This window comes from Burkholderia sp. AU6039 (genome assembly GCF_002223365.1).
Lineage (GTDB): Bacteria > Pseudomonadota > Gammaproteobacteria > Burkholderiales > Burkholderiaceae > Burkholderia.
Genome location: NZ_NKFK01000005.1, coordinates 513,334 through 535,514, shown reverse-complemented (window position 1 = coordinate 535,514; position 22,181 = coordinate 513,334). Strand labels below are relative to the sequence as shown.

General features: G+C 69.0%; 23 protein-coding genes. 11 read left to right on the top strand and 12 right to left on the bottom strand.

From position 1 onward, the window contains the following. Positions 1–29 precede the first annotated feature (29 nt). From CFB39_RS20200 to CFB39_RS20180, 5 genes are read right to left on the bottom strand one after another with little or no spacing between them, the layout of a single operon-like run. Positions 30–440 carry a biopolymer transporter ExbD gene (locus CFB39_RS20200; protein WP_089474172.1) on the bottom strand — a complete coding sequence of 137 codons (411 nt, stop codon included), beginning with the start codon at positions 438–440 and terminating at the stop codon, positions 30–32. Beyond that, a complete protein-coding gene (locus CFB39_RS20195; protein ID WP_089428299.1) occupies positions 440–1,156 on the bottom strand; it encodes a MotA/TolQ/ExbB proton channel family protein in 717 nt (238 codons plus the stop codon). The genes CFB39_RS20200 and CFB39_RS20195 overlap by 1 nt, the downstream gene beginning before the upstream one ends. A gap of 41 nt (positions 1,157–1,197) precedes the next feature. After that, positions 1,198–2,007, bottom strand: a complete 810-nt coding sequence (locus tag CFB39_RS20190; protein WP_089474171.1) for an energy transducer TonB — start codon at positions 2,005–2,007, stop codon at positions 1,198–1,200. A 33-nt stretch (positions 2,008–2,040) separates the two neighbouring features. Beyond that, positions 2,041–3,087: an ABC transporter substrate-binding protein gene (locus CFB39_RS20185; RefSeq protein WP_089432154.1), complete on the bottom strand. Its 1,047-nt coding sequence runs from the start codon at positions 3,085–3,087 to the stop codon at positions 2,041–2,043. A 50-nt stretch (positions 3,088–3,137) separates the two neighbouring features. Next, on the bottom strand, positions 3,138–4,310 hold the full coding sequence (locus CFB39_RS20180; RefSeq protein ID WP_089474170.1) for an LLM class flavin-dependent oxidoreductase: 1,173 nt from the start codon (positions 4,308–4,310) through the stop codon (positions 3,138–3,140). Positions 4,311–4,765: 455 nt separating this feature from the next. Here CFB39_RS20180 and CFB39_RS20175 point away from each other — a divergent pair, with 455 nt between their 5' ends. From CFB39_RS20175 to CFB39_RS20160, 4 genes are read left to right on the top strand one after another with little or no spacing between them, the layout of a single operon-like run. Further along, entirely contained in the window at positions 4,766–5,842 is a 1,077-nt protein-coding gene (locus CFB39_RS20175) for an ABC transporter substrate-binding protein (protein WP_089457604.1), read from the top strand. A 31-nt stretch (positions 5,843–5,873) separates the two neighbouring features. Further along, positions 5,874–6,980: a PhnD/SsuA/transferrin family substrate-binding protein gene (locus CFB39_RS20170; protein ID WP_089474169.1), complete on the top strand. Its 1,107-nt coding sequence runs from the start codon at positions 5,874–5,876 to the stop codon at positions 6,978–6,980. Further along, entirely contained in the window at positions 6,980–7,795 is an 816-nt protein-coding gene (locus CFB39_RS20165; RefSeq protein WP_089474168.1) for an ABC transporter permease, read from the top strand. Before CFB39_RS20170 ends, CFB39_RS20165 begins: the two co-directional genes overlap by 1 nt. A gap of 16 nt (positions 7,796–7,811) precedes the next feature. Then, positions 7,812–8,600, top strand: coding sequence for an ABC transporter permease (locus CFB39_RS20160; protein ID WP_089474167.1), 789 nt, complete (start codon positions 7,812–7,814; stop codon positions 8,598–8,600). Here the strand turns inward: CFB39_RS20160 and CFB39_RS20155 are convergent. Beyond that, positions 8,591–9,715 carry a sigma-54-dependent Fis family transcriptional regulator gene (locus CFB39_RS20155; RefSeq protein ID WP_089474166.1) on the bottom strand — a complete coding sequence of 375 codons (1,125 nt, stop codon included), beginning with the start codon at positions 9,713–9,715 and terminating at the stop codon, positions 8,591–8,593. The two genes, CFB39_RS20160 and CFB39_RS20155, sit on opposite strands and share 10 nt — an antisense overlap. Positions 9,716–9,835: 120 nt before the next feature. After that, entirely contained in the window at positions 9,836–10,516 is a 681-nt protein-coding gene (locus CFB39_RS20150; protein ID WP_071333159.1) for a class II aldolase/adducin family protein, read from the bottom strand. A gap of 388 nt (positions 10,517–10,904) precedes the next feature. Between CFB39_RS20150 and CFB39_RS20145 the strand changes: the two genes are divergently transcribed. From CFB39_RS20145 to CFB39_RS20115, 7 genes are all read left to right on the top strand, one after another. Next, positions 10,905–12,188 (top strand): alpha/beta fold hydrolase, encoded by a 1,284-nt coding sequence (locus CFB39_RS20145; RefSeq protein WP_089474165.1) that lies wholly within the window; start codon positions 10,905–10,907, stop codon positions 12,186–12,188. A gap of 143 nt (positions 12,189–12,331) precedes the next feature. Beyond that, positions 12,332–12,622 carry a co-chaperone GroES gene (locus tag CFB39_RS20140; protein ID WP_011694564.1) on the top strand — a complete coding sequence of 97 codons (291 nt, stop codon included), beginning with the start codon at positions 12,332–12,334 and terminating at the stop codon, positions 12,620–12,622. Between the two features lie 12 nt (positions 12,623–12,634). Then, entirely contained in the window at positions 12,635–14,275 is a 1,641-nt protein-coding gene (gene groL, locus CFB39_RS20135) for a chaperonin GroEL (protein ID WP_039354347.1), read from the top strand. 531 nt (positions 14,276–14,806) lie between these two features. After that, entirely contained in the window at positions 14,807–15,178 is a 372-nt protein-coding gene (locus CFB39_RS20130; protein WP_089474164.1) for a DUF6697 family protein, read from the top strand. A 58-nt stretch (positions 15,179–15,236) separates the two neighbouring features. Beyond that, positions 15,237–15,455, top strand: a complete 219-nt coding sequence (locus CFB39_RS20125) for a hypothetical protein (protein WP_230624101.1) — start codon at positions 15,237–15,239, stop codon at positions 15,453–15,455. A 132-nt stretch (positions 15,456–15,587) separates the two neighbouring features. Next, complete coding sequence (locus tag CFB39_RS20120) at positions 15,588–16,109, top strand: PTS sugar transporter subunit IIA (RefSeq protein WP_089474163.1); 522 nt, start codon at positions 15,588–15,590, stop codon at positions 16,107–16,109. Between the two features lie 48 nt (positions 16,110–16,157). Then, the gene (locus CFB39_RS20115) at positions 16,158–17,051 is read left to right on the top strand and encodes an acetylglutamate kinase (RefSeq protein ID WP_089474162.1); all 894 of its coding nucleotides are present in this window, start codon (positions 16,158–16,160) and stop codon (positions 17,049–17,051) included. Positions 17,052–17,111: 60 nt separating this feature from the next. On the opposite strand, the gene CFB39_RS20110 is transcribed toward CFB39_RS20115, so the two are convergent. From CFB39_RS20110 to CFB39_RS20090, 5 genes are all read right to left on the bottom strand, one after another. Next, positions 17,112–19,112 carry a family 2A encapsulin nanocompartment cargo protein cysteine desulfurase gene (locus tag CFB39_RS20110; RefSeq protein WP_089474161.1) on the bottom strand — a complete coding sequence of 667 codons (2,001 nt, stop codon included), beginning with the start codon at positions 19,110–19,112 and terminating at the stop codon, positions 17,112–17,114. Further along, positions 19,087–20,019, bottom strand: a complete 933-nt coding sequence (locus tag CFB39_RS20105) for a family 2A encapsulin nanocompartment shell protein (protein WP_006479760.1) — start codon at positions 20,017–20,019, stop codon at positions 19,087–19,089. The genes CFB39_RS20110 and CFB39_RS20105 overlap by 26 nt, the downstream gene beginning before the upstream one ends. A 138-nt stretch (positions 20,020–20,157) precedes the next feature. Beyond that, the gene (locus CFB39_RS20100; RefSeq protein WP_011356215.1) at positions 20,158–20,379 is read right to left on the bottom strand and encodes a helix-turn-helix domain-containing protein; all 222 of its coding nucleotides are present in this window, start codon (positions 20,377–20,379) and stop codon (positions 20,158–20,160) included. 8 nt (positions 20,380–20,387) lie between these two features. After that, a complete protein-coding gene (gene epsC, locus CFB39_RS20095) occupies positions 20,388–21,326 on the bottom strand; it encodes a serine O-acetyltransferase EpsC (protein WP_089474160.1) in 939 nt (312 codons plus the stop codon). 28 nt (positions 21,327–21,354) lie between these two features. Continuing rightward, a complete protein-coding gene (locus CFB39_RS20090) occupies positions 21,355–21,825 on the bottom strand; it encodes a rhodanese-like domain-containing protein (RefSeq protein ID WP_089474159.1) in 471 nt (156 codons plus the stop codon). Between the last annotated feature and the right edge of the window lie 356 nt (positions 21,826–22,181).

Below are 22,181 nucleotides of genomic sequence, written 5' to 3'. Positions count from 1 at the left end.
CGTTCTTGGACAGAGTCGTGAACCGCGCGTCAGCCGCGCGGCGCGGTGAGCACCGACAGCCGCGTGATGCCCACATGCTCGATCGCGGCCATCAGCTTCGCGACCGTGCCGTACGGCACGTGCTCGTCAGCCTGCAGGTCGAGCGCGACGTCGGGCCGGCCGGCCTTCAGCGCGGCCAGCTCGGCCGGCACGGCGGCGAGCGCGACCGCCCGCTTGTCGAGATACACGACGCCCTTGTCGTCGACGCTCACGGTGACGTTCGGCTTGCGATCGGCCGGCGCCGTGGCGACGGTGTTCGGCAGATTCACGTGCACCGCGTTGTTCAGCAGCGGGGCCGTGACGATGAAGGCGACGAGCAGCACGAGCATCACGTCGACGAGCGGCGTGATGTTGATTTCGCTGAGCACGTCGTCGTTGTCGGAGGAATAGGAGAAGGCCATTATGCGAAGGCCTCCTGACGGGTGTCGCCGGCACGGCGTGCCGGCGCGGGCGCGGCGGCGGCGGCCGGCACGCGGAAGCCGGCCTTCTGCGCGAGCGTGACGAAATCGGTGGCGAACGCGTCGAGGTCGGCCGACGCGGCCTTCACGCGGCGCACGAAGAAGTTGTACGCGAGCACGGCTGGCACGGCGACAGCGATGCCGATCCCGGTCGCGACGAGCGCCTCGCCGATCGGCCCGGCCACGACGTCGATGCTCGCCGACGCGCTGTGCGTGATCGCGGTCAGCGCATGGATGATGCCGAATACGGTGCCGAACAGGCCGACGAACGGCGCGGTGCTGCCGATCGACGCGAGCACCGCCAGCCCCGCCTCCTCGCGCCGGCGCGCGTTGTGGATCTGCTGCCGGAGATGCCGTTCGAGCAGGTCGTGGCGGCTCCAGCTGTGTTCGAGGTCATGCGCGCTGCTCTCGTCGGCGCGCCGCAGCGCGTCGAAGCCCGTCGCGGCGAGTTCGCCCACCGGGCTGTTCGCGCCGTCGAGCGCGGCCGCCTCGTGGAAGCTGTTCGCCGCCCAGAACGCGCTGACGTAGCGCCGGTTGCGCGCGCTCGCCCGCAGGCTCTGGATCGCCTTCACGACGATCAGCGTCCACGTGACGACGGAGAAGACGACGAGCAGCCAGAGCGCGCCCTGGACGATGAAGGTGGTCGGAATACCGTTCATGATGTGAGTTCCTTTGAAAATGTGGCGGGCTGCCCGGCGGGTCAGCCCAGCTTGAAATCGATCGGCACGTTGACCCAGCCGTCGACCGCTTCGTCGCCGCGCTTCGCGGGCACGAACGTCCAGCGCTTCACGGCGGCCACCGCCGCCGTGTCGAGCATGCGGCGGCCACTGCTCGTGCGGACCTCGACGGAATCGGGTGAGCCGTTCGCGAGCACGTGCACGCGCAGCACGACGCGCCCTTCCCAGCCCTGGTCCTGCGCGAACGCCGGATAGTCGGGCGCCGGGTTGCGCAGGTACGCCGCGTCGCCGATCGGTGCGGTTTCGCGCACCGGTGCGGCAGGCGCGGCCGGCGCGGGAGCCGGCGTGGCGGGCGCGGCGGCGGCCGGTGCCGCCGTCGCGGGGGCCGCCTCGCGGGTGACTTGCGGCGCGGCAGCGGGCGCAGGCGCCGGATGCGCGACGACCGCACGCGGCTTCGGCGGGGTCGGCGCCTGCTTCAGCGGCTTCGGCGGCACTGCCGGCGGCGGCGGATGCGCGGCCTGCGGCAACGGTTCGGGCGGCCGCATCAGTTCGACCGTCATCGGCTGCGGCCGCGGCGGCTGCACGGGCGGCGCGGCAGGTGTGCGCGCGGCCAGCAACGCGACACCTGCATGCAGCGCCGTGACGGCGAGCGCAATCGCACCCGTGACGCGCCACGCGCCCGGCTTCGCCTTCGGCGCATCCGGCCGTGCCGACGGCGAAGCGGATGGCGGCCGCACCGCCGCCGCCGTCCTGCCCGTATCCGCACGCGGCGCAGCACGCGCCGCATGCCGGCGCGCCGGCGGCACGCCGTATTCGATCGTCAGACCTGTCATGCTCGACTCCTTGCAATGACGCGCCGCGGCGCGCTATGCGACCCACGCATGGCGTTGCCGGTCGATGCGCGTGAACGGCGCCGGGTCGATCCACGCGCGCGCATCGAAATCCTGTTCGAGAAAGCCCCATTCGACGAGGAAATCCTTGAACGCGACCAGCCCGTCGATCGACGTCTGCGCGAGCCCCGTCTCCAGATGGCGGTGCACGTCCGCGCCGTACGCATAGCGCACCCACTCGTCGGATGCGCGCGTCTCGCGGCCGATATACGCAACCGTCTCCGCCGGATGGCGCGCGGCCCAGTCGCCCGCTCCCACCACCACCGACAGGAAGCGGCTCACGAGATCGGGGCGCGCGTCGATCAGCGCGCGGTCGACGGTCAGCGTGCGCGGCGTGCCGTTGCCGATCCGCACGAGCGGATCGGGGTGCGCGCCGAGATCGATGACGACCTGCGCATCGATCAGATGCACGGTCTCGAGCCCTTCGACGCCTTTCACGAACACCGCGTCGACTTCGCCACGCACGAGCGCCGCGATCTCGATCCCGTACTCGTGCGGGCCGCGCGCAAACGATGCGGGCCCGGTGCGACGTTCACGTTCGTCGGGCAGGTCGACCCATTCGGCGTCGCCGTGCCCGAGCCCTTCCAGTTCGAGCGCGCTCAGGAAGCCTTTCAGCGCGGCCGCCCGCCAGAAGTCGATGCTGATCGGATGGCGCGGCAACCCGAGCCGCCGGCCGCGCAGATCGCGCACCGAGCGAATGCCGCGATCGGGCAGCGTGACGATCGCCTGGAATTCGTTGGTCCACGACAGGCCGATCACGCGCGTATCGGCGCCGCGTGCCCGCGCCCACAGCGCCGGAATGTTGCCGCCCTGCCGGAACGAGTGCGGCAGGCTGTGATCGAAATGCGATTCGCGCTTGCCGGCATCGGCCGTCTCCTGCAGCGAATTCAGCGTGATGCCGTCCGGCCCGAACTCCTCGTCGAACCAGCCGCGGTGCACGGCGATGCCGAGCGCGGTCGGCACCGGGCAGCGCGTGTACCAGAGTGCGTCGCAGGCCGTGGCCTGCGCAGCGAGTGTCGTCATGGTGGATGTCCTTGTCGATGTCGTTGGATGGCGCGGCAATGCCGTCGCGTTCATGCGCCGGCCACGCGCAGCGCCGCCTGCGTGCCGCGCGCGTTCAGCGCACCGTCGACGAGCGGCAGCACTTCCTCGCCCACGCGGTACGCCTCCTCGAGATGCGGGTTGCTGGCGAGAATGAACGTCGACACACCGATGTCGACGTATTCCGCGAGCCGCTCGGCCACCTGCTCGTGGCTGCCGACGATCACGCAGCCGGGGCCGCCGCGAATCTGCGACATCCCGGCCCACAGGTTCGGGCCGACGATCAGGTCGTCGAAGTGCTGCGTGTTGCCCTGGTGCAGCGCGAACTGGCGTTTCGCGCCGACCGACTCCGACGATTCGCCGCGCCCGCCGAAGCCGCCGCGCGTCACGTCGCCCACCGTCGCGAACATCTGCCGCAACTCGGCCCACGCCTGCTCCTCGGTCTCGCGCGCCAGGATGTCGATGCGCATGCCGAAGCGCAGGTCGCGCTCGGCGTTCTGGCGGTCAAGCGCGCGGCGCGCCGCATCGATCACTTCCTTCTGCTTCGCGAGCGGCTCGCCCCAGCTCAGGTGCACGTCGCCGTGCTTCGCGGCGACCGCGAGCGCGGCGTCGCTCGCGCCGGCCAGGTAGATGCGCGGCGGCTTCTGGCCGCTCAGCGGCGGCAGCAGGCCGCCGGCTTCGACGCGGTAGAAGCGGCCGTCGAACGTGAACGGTTCGCCGGCCGCGACGCCCTTCACGACATCGAGGAATTCGTCGGTGCGCGCATAGCGGCTGTCGTGATCGATGAAGTCGCCGTACGCACGCTGGTCGGGGCCGCCGCCGCCCGTGACGACGTTCCACTCGACGCGCCCGCGGCTGATCCGCTGCAGGCTCGCGGCCATCTGCGCCGCATAGACCGGATGCACGAAATGCGGCTGCAGCGCGATCAGGAGCCGCAACCGGCGCGTCTCGCGCGCCAGCGCGGCCGCCACGACCCACGGTTCCTCGGTGAAGCGAAAGATCGGAATCAGCGCGCCGTGGAAGCCGGCGATATCGGCCGCGCGCGCGACCTGCGACAGATAGTCGATGTAGCCGAAATCGTCGTCGTCGACTTTCGGCGCGACGCGCGATGCGCGCTGGCGGTTCCATTCGCCGCGCGTATGCAGGTCGTGTGCGCGCCGGCCGTCGCCATGCATCGGCAGGCGCCACAGAAATTCAACAGCCATCGGAGTTCTCCTGGTCGGGCCATTCGGATTGCGTGCGGCATCGGCGTGCCGCGCGAGTGCTGCGCTGTAAAGCACGCGGTGTGCCAACGCGCTCGCCGCTGCGCGAACGTGGTCGCCGGCGATCCCGCGCCGTGCCTTGCATACCGGGCGTCAGCGGCAATCGGATCGCAGCCGCTCGCAGTCGCCCATGCCGTCACGACACGCCCGTCTCGCGCTGCTGCACCGCCCCCACTGCTGCTGCGCGTGCAACAGCAACCGACGCGACTGTTGCTGGCGCAACAGGCCCTGCATCGGTACGCGCACCGCTCCTCCCGCGCGATGCCCGCGCCGCGTGCGGCCGCGCCGTTTCCATTCACTGGCCCGGAACTTGCAACGTTGACCGGCCCGCGCGTGCGACACCGACACCGTGCGCGACCGGGCTTCAACCATGCTTACGCAGAGAGGGAATCTCACCCATGACAGACAGGCCCGATTCGTCATCGGACAAGCAGCAGACGTTCTGGTACGCCCGGTCGCCCGTGCCGACCCCGCTCGGCATCGCCGTGCATCTCGGCTGGCTCAACGGCGAGACGTCGGCCGACGGCGTCGCGATCCGCTCGCCGCGCGGCGCCACGCGGCACGACGTGTCGTCGATCAGCGATCACACGCTCGCGCAGTCGTTCCGCCAGGGCGGCAGCATCCCCGCGATGTGGGCGCGCTCGAACGGCGCGAACACGCGCGTGATCGGGCTGTCGTGGGTCGACGAATCGCAGTTGATCCTCGCGCGGCCCGAGTCGGGCATCCGCTCGGTGAAGGCCTTGCGCGGGCGCCGCATCGCGATCCCGAGCCGCCCCGACGACCGCATCGACATCTTTCGCGCGTCGGCGCTGCGCGGCTTCGTCAACGCGTTGAGCCTCGACGGGCTGACCACGCGCGACGTCGAACTCGTCGACGTGCGCGCCCGCACGCTGCAGGCCGTCGGGCCGGCGCGCGCGGCGGACCTGTTCGCGTCGCCACACGGTTTCTCGAGCCGCGCGCTGTACGCGGCCGAAGCCGGCGCGCTGCTGCGCGGCGAGGTCGACGCGATCTACGTGAAGGGCTCGACCGGCCTCGAGATCGCGCAGCTGATCGGCGCGCACGTCGTGATCGACATCGGCTTTCATCCGGAGCGAGCGATCCGCAACAACAACGGCACGCCGCGCCCGTTGACCGTCAACGCGGACGTGCTCGCGAATCATCCGGACATCGTCGCCGGCTTCCTGAAGCTCGTGGTCGCGGCCGGCGACTGGGCCGGCACGCATCCCGACGAAACCGCGCTCTACGTGGCCGGCGAAACCGCGTCGTCGATCGACTGGGTCCGCGCCGCGTACGGCAACCAGCTGCACCGGCACCTCGGCGTCAATCTCGACGACGAATCGGTTGCCGCGCTCGACGACTTCAAGACGTTCCTGCACGACCACGGCTTTCTCGAAGCCGACTTCGACGTCGCCGACTGGATCGACCCGCGGCCGCTCGCCGACGTGCTGCGGCCGTCGCTGCAGAAGCGCGCGTGAGCCCCTTTTCCGCCTACCGTTCCGAACCATCATGAAACACACGCTCTCCCTCGCCGCGCTGCGCCGCCCGCTGCGCGCGCTGTTCGCCGCGCTGCCGTTCGTCGCGGCATCGCTCGCCGCACCGGCCGCGCATGCGGACGACGCGCCCAAGGTCGTGCGAATCGCCGCCGTCGCCTATTCGAGCGGCGGCAAGACGCAGTACGCGGGCGCGTCGGCACTGATCGACGCCGACAAGTCGCTCGAGAAGGCGCTCGCCGCGCGGCACGTGAAGCTGCAATGGGTGCCCGTGTCGACCGCGGCGGTCGGCACGCTCGTGAACGAAGCGTTCACGAACGGCAGCATCGATTTCGCCGGCTACGGCGACCTGCCGTCGGTCGTCGTCAACGCGTCGGGCACCCATACGCGGCTGATCGTGCCGGGCGGTGTCGGCAGCAACACGTATCTCGTCGTGCCGGCCGGCTCGACCGCGAAGTCGATCGTCGACCTGAAAGGCAAGCGCATCGCGCTCAATCGCGGCCGGCCGTGGGAAGTCCCGTTCAGCAAGCTGCTCGCCGAGAACGGGCTGAAGCTGTCCGACTTCAAGATCTACAACCTCGACCCGCAGGCCGGCGCGGCGGCCGTCGCGGCCGGCCGCGTCGACGGCTTCTTCACGCTGTCCGACGCGTATTCGCTCGTCGACAAGAACGTCGGCAAGATCATCTGGTCGACCAAGACCGCGCCCGACGACTGGAAGATGCGCGCGGAACTGTGGGCGTCCGACGATTTCGTGCGGCGCTACCCGGACATCACGCAGCTCGTCGCGACCGCCTACGTGCGTGCCGCGCACTGGATCTCGCAGCCGCAGAACCGCGACGCGTACGTGAAGATCCTGAGCGCGTCCGGCCAGCCGGAAAGCATCGTGCGCCGCGAATACGCGGATGAGGCGACACCGTGGAAGGACCAATGGGCGCCGCTCTTCACGCCCGCGCTGACCGGCCACTACCGCGACGTCATCGCGTACAGCCGCCAGGCCGGCCTGACGTCCACGCCGGTCGACGTGAACGCGCTGCTCGCGCCGACGTTCGTGTCGACCGCGCTCAAGCAGCTCGGGCTCGACGGCTACTGGCGCACCGACGCGGCGCGCGTCGCGAGCCGCTGATGCCGATGCATGCCCTCGCGTCGACCGGCGCACGCGCGCTCCGCCTGCCCGGACTCGCACGGCTCGGCGGCATCGCGCTGTGGTGGGCCACGCCCGTCGCATTCGTCGCGCTGTGGTGGCTCGCGAGCGCGCAGCGCTGGTTTCCGCCGCAGCTCGTCGTACCGCCCGAGCGGCTTGCGGCAACGCTGCGCACGCTGCTCGACACCGGCGAACTGCGCGACAACCTGCTGATCACGCTGCATCGCCTCGCGCTCGGCTTCGCGATCGGCGCGACCGGCGGTGCCGCGTTCGGCATCCTGCTGGCGCGCAGCCGGTTGTTCGCCGATTACCTGCGGCCGACGTTCGACCTGCTGCGGCAAGTGCCGACGCTCACGCTGATTCCGCTGCTGATCCTGTTGATCGGCGTCGACGAGCCGCTGAAGCTCGTCGTCGTCGGCAAGGCCGTGTTCTTTCCGGTCGCGCTGGCCGCGTACACCGGCGTGCACGACGCGCCGCGCGATCTCGTCGAGATGGCGCGGCACTATGGGCTCGGCCGCTTCGCGCTGCTGCGCGACGTGCTGCTGCCGGCCGCGTTGCCGCCGCTGCTGACCGGCGTGCGGATCGCGCTCGCGCGCGCGTGGCTCGCGCTCGTCGCGGTCGAGCTGCTCAGCGCCGACAGCGGAATCGGCCAGATGATGGAACTGGCGCGGCAGATGCTGCGCCTCGACGTCGTGCTCATCGACGTCGCGGTGATCGGGCTGATCGGCTTCGCGATCGACCGGTCGATCGCGCTCGTGCAACGCTACGCATTGCGCTGGCAGACGCCCGCGCGCTGAACGAACAGGTATCCGAATGACCCGCGCCATCCCCTCATTCTCGTTCGCCGCGCTGCGCCGTCGTGCGCGCGGCCTCGTCGTGCCGGCCCTGCTGGTCGCCGCCTGGCAATCCGCGTCGTCCGGTGACGCGGCCCATCAATACGCGTTCGTGCCGTTGCAGCAGGTGGACGCCGCGCTCGTCGAACTCGCGCGCAGCGGCGAACTCGCCACCGATCTCGGCGCGAGCCTGCGCCGCACGACGCTCGGCCTCGCGGCCGGCGTCGCGTTCGGGCTCGTGTTCGGCGCGGCGATGGCGCGCTCGACGCTCGCGCGCAAGCTCGGCGAGCCGGCGTTCCAGGCGCTGCGCTATGTGCCGCTGCTCGGGCTGATTCCGCTGCTGAGCCTGTGGGCCGGCACCGGCGAATTCGCGAAGGTGTTCATCATCGCGCTCGCCGCGTTCTACCCGATGACCACCGCCAGCTTCGACGGGCTGCGCCGCGTCGATCCGCGCTACGTCGAACTCGCGCAGTCGTATCGCCTGACGCGCATCGGCCTGTGGCGCGACGTGCTGATTCCGGGCGCGCTGCCCGACCTGTTCGCGGGCGTGCTGCAGGCCGTGCCGTTCGCATGGATCACCGCGACCAGCAGCGAGCTGCTGTTCAACGCGGGTGCGGGTGTCGGCAGCCTGATGCAGAACGCGCAGGCCGGCGCACGTGCCGACGTGTTGCTGGTCTGCGTGCTGGGCGTGACGGCGCTTGCCGTCGGCATGAGTGCGCTATGCGAGCGAATCGCGCAGCGCGCGCTGCGCTGGCGCGATCACGCCTGACGGCGCAGCCGCGCGTCGGCGTCGGCGTCGCCCGCGTCGCGCGGCTTCAGGATGCCGAGCTGCGCGAGCCGCGCGCGCACGATGTTGCGCGACTGGTCGAGCAGGCGCGACATGCGCAGCTGGTTGTGGTCGCTGTAGTCGAACACGCTGCGGTAGACGGTGTCCTCGATGTGCTGCCACAGCGCCGGCGTGCCGAGATCCAGCAGTTCGATCACCGCGTGGCGCAGCGCATCGGTCGCCTCGGCCACGTCGCGCGCACGGCGCGGTGGTGCCGCCGCCGTGCTGCGCGGATCACCGGCATCGGGCGCCAGCGACAGCGCGGAAAACTGCAGGTCGCCTACATCGATCGCGCCGCCCGCGCAGATCAGCACCGCGTGGTGGATCACGTTCTCGAGTTCGCGGATGTTGCCGGGCCATGCGTGCGCATGCAGCCGGGCGCGCGCGGCGTCCGTCAGCGTCGGCGCGGCCACGCGCAGCCGCTTCGCGTAGGTGTCGATGAAGTGCTCGATCAGCGGCGCGATGTCGCCGGGCCGCTCGCGCAGCGGCAACAGGCTCAGCTTCACGACGTTGAGCCGGTAGTACAGATCCTCGCGGAAATTGCCCGCGCGCACCGCGGCTTCGAGATTCACGTTGGTGGCCGCGACGAGCCGCACGTCGATCTTCACGGTCTTGCGCGAGCCGACCGGCGTCACCTCGCGCTCCTGCAGCACGCGCAGCAGCTTCACCTGCGCGGACAGCGGCAGGTCGCCCACCTCGTCGAGAAACAGCGTGCCGCGATTCGCGGATTCGAACCAGCCGGGCTGGCTGTTGATCGCGCCGGTGAACGCGCCGCGCTCGTGGCCGAACAGCTCGCTCTCGATCAGCGTCTCGGAGAACGCGCCGCAGTTGACCGCGACGAACGGGCCGTCGTGGCGCTCGCTCAGCGAGTGCACGAGGCGCGCGATCAGCTCCTTGCCGGTGCCGCTCTCGCCGGTGACGAGCACGGTCGCGTCGCTGGGCGCGACGAGCTGGATGCGCTCGAGCAGCACCCGCGATTTGGGATCGTCGAACGTCAGCGCCTTCGCACGAATCGTGATCGCATGCGAAGTCGGGTCCGGCAAGCTGAAGATGGCCATGGCACGACCGGCGTGTTGAACGGGGAAGGCTCGACGATAGCAAGGCGCGCGCCGGCCACGAACCAATTCATCGAGCTATCGGTATGACGACGGCCGGATTGCGCCGGCCGCGGCACGAGGTCACGCGAGACCGGTCATCTTCCATTGCTGCTCGAGCGCGCCCGGCCCGAACTCGAGCGAGCCGCCGAGCGGTTCCGCGAGCGCCTGGAAATACGCGGCTTCCTCGAGAATCAGGATGTACTTCGACACGTCGAGGATCGATTTGCCCCAGAACGTCGCACCGCCATTCGCCTCGATGATCGCCGGCACCTCGGGGTCGCGGCGGATCGTGTCCACGATGAAGCGCGGCTCGCCGGGGCGACGATCGACGTACACCGGAATCTCGCGGGCGCGCGTGTAGCGCGCGGCCGGCGCATAGCGGATCGGCAGCGGGCGATGCGCGCTCGCCCACGCACCGAGGTACGGGCCATGCACGTGGATCACGACGCCGACTTCCGGCGCCTCGCGGAACACGTCCGCATAGCGCGGCCCGTTGCCGCCCGCGCGCGCGTCGCCGTGCAGCACGTCGCCGTCGAACGTCACGACGACGGGCTGGATCTCCTGCGACGCGGCCCACGGGCTCGGCGCCGACAGCGCGACGATGAGTTCCGTGCCCGGCACGCGCTGGAACGCCTGGAACGTGTTGGTCGCGGACAGCGTGCGCGTGTCCTTCAGCACGCGCTCGGCCTGCGTGAATTCGCGCGTGGCGCGCTCGACGAATGCCACGAGTTCGCCGCTGTCGATGGTTGAGGTGACTGGCATGAGGACGGGTTCCTTGATCGGATGGACGGATGGGCTCGCGTCGCGATGTCGTAACACCGCGACGCACGGCCACTGGATCAGCAGCATTCGTGCCAGCCGGGCAGGCATGCGCCGAAGGCCCGTGCCACGGTGCGTGTGCGCCTGGCACGACGCGCGCCGTGCGATCCACGCGTGCGCCTCTGTTGCGGGAGCAACAGCCTGCCGGCCCGGATTGCTGCGCGACGCGCAGCCGCCGAAAGCGTGCGCGGCTCGCCGTACGGCGCAGCGGCCCGTCGTGTCTCGCGCCACGCGCCCAACGGCTGCGCTGGTTCGAAACTTGCGTCGTGGTCGGCCCGCGCCACACGCTGTCCGGCGCGCCCGATCCGACTTCACCGACACCCATCCGACCATGACGCTCCTCCCCCTGCGCGGCTACGCCGCACGCACGCTGCTGGCTTCGGCGCTCGCCGTCTCGTCTCTCCTCTCGCATGCAGCTTCCCCCGGCCGCGTGCCTGCGCCCGATCCGTTGCAAGGCGACGGCCGCGTGTCCGCGTTCTACACATGGGACCGCGACATTCCGGCGACGCCCGGCGTGCTGTTGCGCACCGAGCCGCTGCCGGCGACGCTCGGGCTCGCGAGCGCCGGCCGCCAGCTGCGCATCCTGTATGCATCGACCGACGGCGTCGGCGGCCGCACGCCGATCGCCGTGTCGGGCGCGCTGTTCGTGCCGCGCGGCACGCCGCCGGCCGGCGGCTGGCCGATCGTCGCGTGGGCGCACGGCACGTTCGGGATGGCCGACATCTGCGCGCCGTCGTGGTTCGGCCGCTCGTATCGCGACGTGCGCTACCTGAACGCGTGGCTTCAGCAAGGGTTCGCGGTCGTCGCGACCGACTACCAGGGGCTCGGCACGCCCGGCCCGAATCCGCAGCTCAACAACCGCTCGAACAGCTACACGCTGCTCGACAGCGTGCGCGCGGTGCTCCGCGGCGTGCCGGGCCTCGCGAACGAGGTCGTGCTCGTCGGCCAGTCGCAAGGCGGCTCGGCCGTGTTCGCGGCGGCCGGCTACGCACCCACCTATGCGCCCGAACTCGCGATCCGCGCGACCGTTGCCACCGGCACGATCTACAACGCGTCGCCCGCCACGCTCGCGTCGCTGCCGAAGTTCGAGAGCGCGTACCGGCGCGATCCCGAGCGCGTCGATCCGACGCTCGCGTACCAGTTCTATTCGGTGCTCTCCGCGCAGCAGATCGACCCGTCGCTGCGCGCGGACGACGTGCTGACCGACCAGGCATTGCCGATCCTCGAACAGTCGCGCATCAGTTGCCTTGCATCGCTCGAGGACGACGCGGCGCTCGCGCACCTCACGCACGCGAACACCGTGAAGCCCGGCGGCGATGCACGGCTGAAGGCCTGGTGGGACGAATACCTGAAATACCCGACGCTGAAGATCGCCACGCCCGTCTTCATCGGCGCGGGCGCGGACGACGGGCTCGCGCCGCTCGAACTCGCGCTTGCGAAGGATGCGTGCACGGCCGGCACGACGGTCGAGGCGCACCTGTATGCGGGCCGCGAACACAACGGCACCGTGAACGCGTCGCTCGCCGATTCGATTCCGTTCGTGAAGCGCGTGCTCGCCGGCGAGACGATCCGCCCGGTCTGCACACCCGCCGCCCAGCAGGCCGTTTCGCAATAGCGGAGGCAACGTGCTTTTGCACGACGGCGCGAATGCATTTCGGAATCCGTTATTGGATCGCGCCGCCGCGCATTTTTATACTCGTCAGCACTCTCTGTTAAAGAGTGCCAGCCCAATTCAACAGATCAGCACAGGACGAACCAATGAGCCTACGCCCCTTGCACGACCGCGTGATCGTGAAACGACTCGACCAGGAAACCACCACCGCATCGGGCATCGTGATCCCCGACAGCGCGGCGGAAAAGCCCGACCAGGGTGAAGTGATCGCCGTCGGCCCCGGCCGCAAGGATACGGACGGCCAGCGCATCGTGCCCGACCTGCAGGTCGGCGAGCGCGTGCTGTTCGGCAAGTACGCGGGCCAGGCCGTCAAGGTGGACGGCAACGAGTTTCTCGTGCTGCGCGAAGAAGACATCGTCGCGGTCGTCAATCAATAACGGAGCGCAATCATGGCAGCGAAGGAAATCATTTTCAGCGACGTCGCACGGGCGAAGCTGACGGAAGGCGTGAACATTCTCGCGAACGCGGTAAAGGTCACGCTCGGGCCGAAGGGCCGCAACGTCGTGCTCGAACGCAGCTTCGGCGCGCCGGTCGTCACGAAGGACGGCGTATCGGTCGCGAAGGAAATCGAACTCGCGGACAAGCTGCAGAACATCGGCGCGCAGCTCGTGAAGGAAGTCGCGTCGCGCACGAGCGACGCCGCCGGCGACGGCACCACGACGGCCACCGTGCTCGCGCAGGCAATCGTGCGTGAAGGCCAGAAATACGTCGCGGCCGGGCTCAACCCGCTCGACCTGAAGCGCGGCATCGACAAGGCCGTCGCGGCGGCCGTCGACGAGCTGAAGAAGATCAGCCGCCCGACCACCACGAGCAAGGAGATCGCGCAGGTCGCGACGATCTCCGCGAACGGTGAGGAATCGATCGGCCAGCGCATTGCGGAAGCGATCGACCGTGTCGGCAAGGAAGGCGTGATCACCGTCGAGGACGGCAAGTCGCTCGCGGACGAGCTCGACGTGGTCGAAGGGCTGCAGTTCGATCGCGGCTACCTGTCGCCGTACTTCATCAACAACCCGGACAAGCAGATCGCCGAGATCGAAAGCCCGTACATCCTGCTGCACGACAAGAAGATCTCGAACATCCGCGACCTGCTGCCGGTGCTCGAACAGGTCGCGAAGTCGGGCCGGCCGCTGCTGATCATCGCGGAAGACGTCGAAGGCGAAGCGCTCGCGACGCTGGTCGTGAACAACATCCGCGGCATCCTGAAGACGGTCGCCGTGAAGGCGCCGGGCTTCGGCGACCGCCGCAAGGCGCTGCTCGAGGACATCGCGATCCTCACCGGCGGGCAGGTGATCGCCGAGGAAACGGGCCTCACGCTCGAGAAGGCGACGCTGGCCGAACTCGGCCAGGCGAAGCGCATCGAGGTCGGCAAGGAAAACACGACCGTGATCGACGGCGCGGGCGATGCGAAGAACATCGAGGCGCGCGTGAAGCAGATCCGCGTGCAGATCGACGAAGCCACGTCGGACTACGACCGTGAAAAACTGCAGGAACGTGTCGCGAAGCTCGCGGGCGGCGTGGCGGTGATCAAGGTCGGCGGGGCCACCGAGATCGAAGTGAAGGAGAAGAAGGACCGCGTCGACGACGCGCTGCACGCGACGCGCGCGGCCGTCGAGGAAGGCATCGTGCCGGGCGGCGGCGTCGCGCTGATCCGCGTGCGGCAGGCGATCCGCGAGCTGCAGGGCGTGAACGCCGACCAGAACGCGGGCATCAAGATCGTGCTGCGCGCGCTCGAGGAACCGCTGCGCCAGATCGTCACGAACGCGGGCGAGGAAGCGAGCGTCGTCGTCGCGAAGGTGGCCGAAGGCTCGGGCAACTTCGGGTACAACGCGCAGACGGGTGAATACGGCGACCTCGTCGAATCGGGCGTGCTCGATCCGACCAAGGTCACGCGCACGGCGCTGCAGAACGCGGCGTCGGTTGCGGGGCTGCTGTTGACGACCGATGCGACCGTGTTCGAGGCGCCGAAGGACGCGGCACCGGCGGCGGCGCCGGGCGGCCCGGGTGCGGGTGGGCCGGGGTTTGATTTCTGACGACCCGACGCGTATGCCGGTTCGCCGGCATACGCGCCGTCCTGAATCAATCGGAAACGCGTGGCGACGATAGTCGTCACGCGTTTTTTTGCCTGGTGCGCCGGACCGCACGGACTACACAACCTTTACGACCTTTTTACTTGCGCCCGCGCATGCGTTCACTAGAATGTGTTCGCAATCCATCCCTCACCGAGTAGGCACATGCGCATCCGAAGTCCTCGCCCGCCGAGTTGCTTTTCTGCCTGACCGGCAGGACGCCTGCGTCTCTTTTCCCGAGCCACCGTCCTGCCAGCAGGCGGACGGTGCGCGCCGTAGTCCTTCCCGTGCACGCTTGAACACGACGTCGATGCGTTAGCCGCGCATCGCGCGATGCAAGCGTGTTCGCGCGGAAACTCCCGCCTCACGACGCGCCATCGATCCGCCGCCCCGGCAACGATCGATTGGCATGCCTGCATCATAAATGTCGATCCGATCGCATTGCTTTGCATACCTGATTTAACCAACGGATAGTCCCGATACCGGAGCCCGATCATGTTCGAGATCGACAAGCAGTACACCCGCGAATTCATCCACACCGCGTGCGGCGGCAGCAAACAGGCATTCCTGCCGACGAAGAACGGCAAGGTCGTGGCCGCCTGCCTGCGCACGGACCTCAACCCGCACGCGCCCGACGTGATCCTCTGCGACGGCAGAGCATCCGCGCGGGCGGCCGGCAGGACGCTCGCCGCGCAACGCGATGCGATTCCGGTGTTCATCCGCATCGCCACCGACGCGTACCGCTTCGTCGGCCAGTACGTCGTCAGCGAATCACTCACCGCTCCGCTCGACTGCGCGCCTTACGTGCGCAACAGCAGCTTCACGCCCGGGCAGATCTCGCGCGTGCTCAAGCTCAAGCGTTGTTGACCCGCCTGGCGGGCGCGTCGCGCGCCCAGCCCCGGCCATCTTTCATACAGGAGCCATCATGCTTGGCCTGACGTTCTGGAAACACGTGATCGGTACGCGGACCGATGCAATCCGCGATGACAGGGCGGCTGCACACGACCGGCACCGACGGGTGTCGAGAACGCTCGTGCTGACCAGCGCCGCGGTGGCGTTCGCGGCGATCGCGTTCGGTGCGCCGGTGGTCGGCATTTCGGTGTTTCTGCTGACGACGCTGCCGTTCGTGCTGTCGGGTACCTGAAGCGCTACGTTTCGGGCCCGGTTCCACCGGCAATCGATACACAATTTTAATGCCGGGCCCGCTCGTATCTGACACCGTCTTTACGCGGTTTTGTCTAGGATTTCCCTGTCATCCCGACACGGAGAGATCCGCATGCAAACGCAGCAGGCCGCCGCCGGCGGCCAACCCGACCTTCCCTACCGACGCGGCGGCGCACCGTTCGCGACCCGGCTGGCCGACGCCTGCCCGCCGGACCACATCCTGCTCGACGTACCGGTCGAAAGCGCGATCCAGTTGTTCGACCTCGTCGCGCGCTATGTCGAGCGCAGCAGCGGCGTATCCGCGGAACGGATCAGGACCGAACTGACGAAGCGCGAGCAACTCGGCTCGACCGGCCTCGGCCAGGGCGTCGCAATTCCGCATGCGCGCGTCGCCGGTCTTCGCTCGGCCATCGCGCTGTTCGTCCGCGCGCAGTATCCGTTCACCTTCAACGCGCCAGACCGCAAGCCCGTGCGCGAGTTCATCGTGCTGGTCCTGCCGCAGGAAGACAACCGCGCACATCTCGAACTGCTCGCCGACGCGGCGCGGTGTTTCAGCGAACGCCCGTTCCGGCAGGCATCGCGCGACGCGCTGACGCCCGGCGAGATTCACCAGCTGATGCAACGCACGCCCTGATGCCGCACCCTGCGGCGACAGACACGCCCTTCATCCATTCGAAATCCCATGTTCCCAGACCCTGAAAGTCCCACCCTGACGTCGCGCCGCGTAGCCGGCCTGGCGCGTTCGCTGCCGTTCATGCAGGCCCTGCACGGGCAGACCGTCGTGATCGTCGATGGCGGCGCCGCGAGCGATGCGCGCGCCCGCCAGGCATTCGCGCAGGATGTCGCGCTGCTCGCGCTCACCGGCGTTCGACCGATCGTCGTCCAGGGTGTGCCGGCCGCGGCCGGCACGCAATCGATCCACGCCGTTCACGCGGCGATGGCGGGCGTCAATCATGAACTGGTGCGCCTGATCGGCAGTCACGGCGCCAAGGCGATCGGCATCGACGGGCACGACGGCGGCCTGCTGGTGGCGAGCGCGGATTCCGACCGCGTCGGCACAAGCGCGGTCGCACGGTTCGACGGCACCGCGTTCAACGCGTTTCTCGAGAACGGGCTGGTGCCCGTCGTGATGCCGGTCGCCCCGGACGACGCAGGCCACGATCACCTGCTGCGCGCGGAACGGCTCGGCAGCCTCTTCGCGCAGCGCACCGGCGCCGTCACGCTGGTGATGATGGTCGACGGCACGCTGCTGCGCGAACTTGGCGAACTCGCGGGGCTGTACGGCATCACGGAACTCGAGCACTGGCTCGCCGAGCACCCGGCGGCCACGGCGGCGCCTTGCGTACGGGACGCGCTCGATGCGCTTGCGCACGGCGTGCAGAACGTCCATCTCGCCGATATCGGGCAACCCGAATCGCTGATCGACGAACTGTTGACGGAGGAAGGATCGGGGGTCGTGTTCTGCCGTCGCGGCAACACCGACCTGCTGTCGGAAACCCGCCGCTACTTCGCGGATTCGGCGAGCGTGCTGCGCGACGGCTTCAGCGTCGAGCAGAAGCAGGTCGTGCGGTTCTGACTTTCTGGTAGCGATAAAGCGCTTGCGGCGACCCACCCGGGCCGCCGCAAGCGAATGGCGTCAGCGCCGCGTCGCAAGCCGCCGCACGACGCTCACCAGCGCATCGACTTCGTCGCACGTGTTGTAGAACGCGAGCGACGGCCGCACCGTGGCCTCGAGCCCGAAGCGCCGCAGGATCGGCTGCGCGCAGTGATGCCCCGAGCGCACCGCGATGCCCTCCTCGTTCAGCGCCTGCCCGACTTCCTCGGTCTCATAGCCCTTCAGCACGAACGACAGCACGCTCGCCTTGTCGCGGGCCGTGCCGACGAGCCGCACGCCCGGCACCGGCGCGAGCACGCTCGTTGCATACGCAAGCAGGTCGTGCTCGTAGCGCGCGATGTTCTCGATGCCGACCCGGTTCACGTAGTCGAGCGCGGCGCCCAGCCCCACCGCATCCGCGATGTTGCCGGTGCCGGCCTCGAACCGGTTCGGCGGCGGCTGGAACACCGTGCGCTCGAACGTCACGTCCGCGATCATGTTGCCGCCGCCCTGCCACGGCGGCATGTCGTCGAGGATCGCGCGCTTGCCGTACACGACGCCGATCCCGGTCGGCCCGTAGATCTTGTGCCCGGAGAACACGAAGAAATCCGCATCGAGCGCCTGCACGTCCACGCGCATGTGCGAGATCGACTGCGCGCCGTCGACGAGCGCCTTCGCGCCCGCACGATGCGCGAGCTCGACGATCTCCTTCACCGGCACGACCGTGCCGAGCGCGTTCGACACCTGCGTGACGGACACGATCTTCGTGCGGTCGTTGAGCAGCTTCCGGTATTCGTCGAGCAGCACCTGCCCCGAATCGTCGACCGGAATCACGCGCAGCTTCGCGCCCTTGAGCGCAGCAAGCTGCTGCCACGGCACGATGTTCGCGTGGTGCTCGAGATGCGACACGATGATCTCGTCGCCTTCGCCGACGTTCTGCACGCCCCACGTCTTCGCGATCAGGTTGATCGCCTCGGTCGTGCCGCGCACGAACACGATCTCGTCGGGCGACGATGCGCCGATGAAACGCTGCACCGTTTCCCGCGCATGCTCGTACGCGTCCGTCGCGCGGCCGGCCAATGCATGCGCGGCGCGGTGGATGTTCGAGTTCTCGTGCGCATAGAAATACGCGAGACGGTCGATCACGGCCTGCGGCTTGTGGGTCGTCGCTGCATTGTCGAACCACACGAGCTGCTTGCCGTTCACGCGCTCCTGCAGGATCGGGAAATCGCGGCGGATCGCATTCACGTCGAACGGGGGATGCGCGCCGCGATACAGCTGGCCTTGCGGCTCCGCCGCGTGCGTGTCGTCGATGAAGTAGCGCGGCACGTCGGCGCCCGACGCACGCGACACCGGCACGTCGCGATGCACGGCGAGCAGTTCGCGCAGCGCGTCGTCGCCCGGCAGCCCGAACGCTTCCGGCGAAGCAAGGCCGTTCGACGGCACGACGATGTCCTGCGGCGTCGCCTGCCAGCCCTGCAGCGAGCCGTCGGTGAAGTAGTACGGCGAGGCCTTCGCCGCGCCTTCCGATACCGGCGCGTTCACTTGCGGCACGCCGAGCGCCGCGCCGCCAACGCGCGGTTCGAGCGCGGGCGCGATCGACACGACGTTGTCGGGCAGCCCGTTCTGCGCGGCCGCATGCGGCGCGAGCGCGGGGGCGCGGTTGCCGAGCGACAGCACGTGCGTCGGCGCGGACGGCGCGAGGTTCGCACCGGGCACTTTCCCTTGCGGGAGCGCGAGACCGGGCACGCCGGTGCCCGCACCGCCCGGGCCCGCGAGCGGCGAACCGCCGGGTACCGGGTTGCTCACCGACGCCAGGATCGGCGCGGCGGCCGGCAACGCGGACGGCACGCCGCCCACCGCACCGCTGCCCGCCGACAGCCCGGGCGCGGTGGCCTGCCCGGGCGGCGTCGCGAAGAACTCGGACGCGAGCCGCGCAAGCGTCGCCGGGTCGGGCAAGCCGGCCGGCAGCGGCGCGTGCGGCAGCGCGTGCGCGTCGCCGCCGGCCAGGCCGGGATTAACGGTAGGTGTCGGGATAGTCATGGAACTTGGCGATTTCGACGTCATCGAGGACAGCCAGCGCATCCGGCGAATGGACCGCGAGCGAGCAATACAGCGAGATCAGGTACGACGCGATCGCCTGGTTGTTGATCCCCATGAAGCGCACCGACAGGCCCGGGCCCTGCTCGCCCGCGACGCCCGGCTGATAGAGGCCGACCACCCCCTGGCGCTTGTCGCCGACGCGCAGCAGCAGGATCTTGGTCTTGCCGTCCGCGACCGGCACCTTGTCCGACGGGATCAGCGGGATGCCGCGCCACGTGAGGAACTGCGAACCGAACAGGCTGACCGTCGGCGGCGGCACACCGCGCCGCGTGCATTCTCGGCCGAACGCGGCGATCGCGAGCGGGTGCGTGAGGAAGAACGCGGGCTCCTTCCACACCTTGGTCAGCAGCTCGTCGAGATCGTCCGGCGTCGGCGCGCCCGTCAGCGGGAAGATCCGCTGCTCGTCGGTCACGTTGGCCAGCAGCCCGTAGTCGGGGTTGTTGATCAGCTGGCTTTCCTGCAGCTCCTTGATCGTCTCGATCGTCAGGCGCAGCTGTTCCTTGATCTGGTCGTGAGGACTGCTGTAAAGATCGGAGATCCGCGTATGCACGTCGAGCACCGTGCTCACCGCGTTCAGGAAATACTCGCGCGGCTGTTCCTCGTACGGCACGAAGGTCTGCGGCAGCACGCTTTCGTCCTCGAGCTGCGTGCACGCGGCGCGCACGGCTTCCGGGTTCTTCACCTGGTTCAGCCGATAGATGCCGGCCTCGACCGGCACCCATTGCAGCAGGTGGGTCAGCCAGCGCGGCGTGATCGTGGACAGCTGGGGGACGGTCTTGGTAGCGTTCGCTAGTTGGCGGGCGGCGTGATCGCTCAGCGCGGCCGTGCCGCTTGCAACGGTCGACATGTGTGGCTCCGGGTTCTTTAGATGAAAAACGGGATTGCTTATGACGCTCGGTGATTATCGGAAGCACGCACCTGCCGGCTCAACATGCTATAGCCGTCAGGTCGCGTGCAACCGAAAGGGAAATGAAACGAGGCAGCCTCAGGTGACGTACGCGCCCGGCAGCAGTGTCGAGATCGACACGTCGAACGCGCGCGCGATCTTGTCGGCGGTGACGATCGACGCGATCGCCTCGCCGCGCTCGATCTCGCCGACATACGAGCGGTTCAGCCCCGCATGCTCGGCCAGCTGCTCCTGCGACCACGTGCGCGCTTCGCGCAGCTTGCGCACGTTGGCGCCGAAGTGATGGATGAGGTCACTCATCGCGCCTCCTAGGCGACGCGCGCCGCCGCGCGCGGCGCGGTGTTCGCTTCGCTGCGCAGCACGGCCTGCGTGATGTTCGCGCCGGCCGGCACGTCCTGCGTGAGCCATACGTTGCCGCCGATCACCGCACCGCGTCCGATCGTCACGCGGCCGAGGATCGTTGCGCCCGCATAGATCACCACGTCGTCCTCGACGATCGGATGGCGGGCGTGCCCCTTCTCCAGATGGCCGTCCGCATCGCGCGGAAAGCGCTTCGCGCCGAGCGTGACGGCCTGGTACACGCGCACGCGCTCGCCGATGATCGCCGTCTCGCCGATCACGACACCCGTGCCGTGGTCGATGAAGAAGCCCGCGCCGATGCGCGCGCCCGGATGAATGTCGATACCCGTTTCCGCGTGCGCCTGCTCGGCGATGATCCGCGCGAGCAGCGGCAGGCCGAGCCCGTACAGCTCGTGCGCGAGCCGGTGATGGATCATCGCGAGGATGCCCGGGTAGCACAGCAGCACCTCGTCGACGCTGCCGGCCGCCGGATCGCCATGGAACGCGGCCAGCACGTCGCTGTCGAGCAGCCGGCGAATCTCGGGCAAGCGCGCGGCGAATGCCTGCACGGCGCTCGACGCCACGTCATCCACGTTATCGACCGGTTCGTCGGCATTGCGCTGTCGCGCCGCGTAGCGCAATTCCAGCTTCACCTGTGCGAGCAGCGCATTCAGCGACGCGTCGAGCGCATGGGCCACGTGGAAGTTCTCGCTCTCCTGGCGCAGGTCGGGCGGCCCGAGCCGCATCGGAAACAGCACGCCTTTCAGCGCGCCGATGATCTGCGCGAGCGCCTCGCGTGCCGGCAGGTCGCGCCCGCCCGGTTCCAGCGAGCGCCGCTGCTTCTCGCGCCATGCACGGCGCACGCTTTGCAGCGATTGAACGATGTCGTCGATGTCGAATGCGGCCATGCTGCTTTCTCCCCGTAACGGCCGTGAATCAGTCCTGCGCCCACGGCAGGCCGCGAAAACGCCAGCCATTGCTGCCGCCGCGATGCTGCCGTTCGTCGAGGTCGCCCTCGAACCCTTCGAGCACGTTGAATACCTGCGTAAAGCCCCCCTTCGTCGCGGCCTCGGCCGCCTGCGCCGAGCGGTTGCCGCTGCGGCACAACAGCAACACGACGGCCGTCTTGCCGGTCTTCGCTTCCAGTTCGCGCACGAAGCGCGGGTTGCGCGTCAGGCTCGTGCCCGTTGCCCACGGCACATGCAGCGACTCCGGCACGTGGCCGACGAATTTCCGTTCCTCGGCGGTGCGTACGTCCACCAGCAATGCGTCGCCGGCGGTGAACAGCGCCCACGCCACTTCCGGCGCGACGCCGCCCGCATAGGGCGTGCCGGCCGCCGTAGCCGCCGCGCGCGCGTCTTCGAGCGCCTGTTGCGCAGCGGTTCGTTCTTCCAATGCAACCGTCATGACACTTCCTTGTTTTCGTTGATTCGTATGATCAAAGACACCGGGAATGCGGCCGTTGCAGCTTGCGTGCTGTCTATAGCCGTCAGCGCCACTATGCGAGCGAGGAAGAGCAAGCAGAACCAATAAAAATTCATTTCCTAATCAGCGGCACGGGGAATGCAATAGCAGACGTGCGCTATCGGGGCGGGGCCGGGGGTCCGTTCCATCAAATGCCGGGACTATCCCGGTATTTGGATCGCAGCCCTAGGCTCTACGGATGACGTTGCCCCTCGACTCAGTCGAACGCGGCTAAGCGTGTCTGCACCATATGATCAGAGGTGTCGCAGCCCTTCATGGCTTGTGGTGCCCGCACCTCT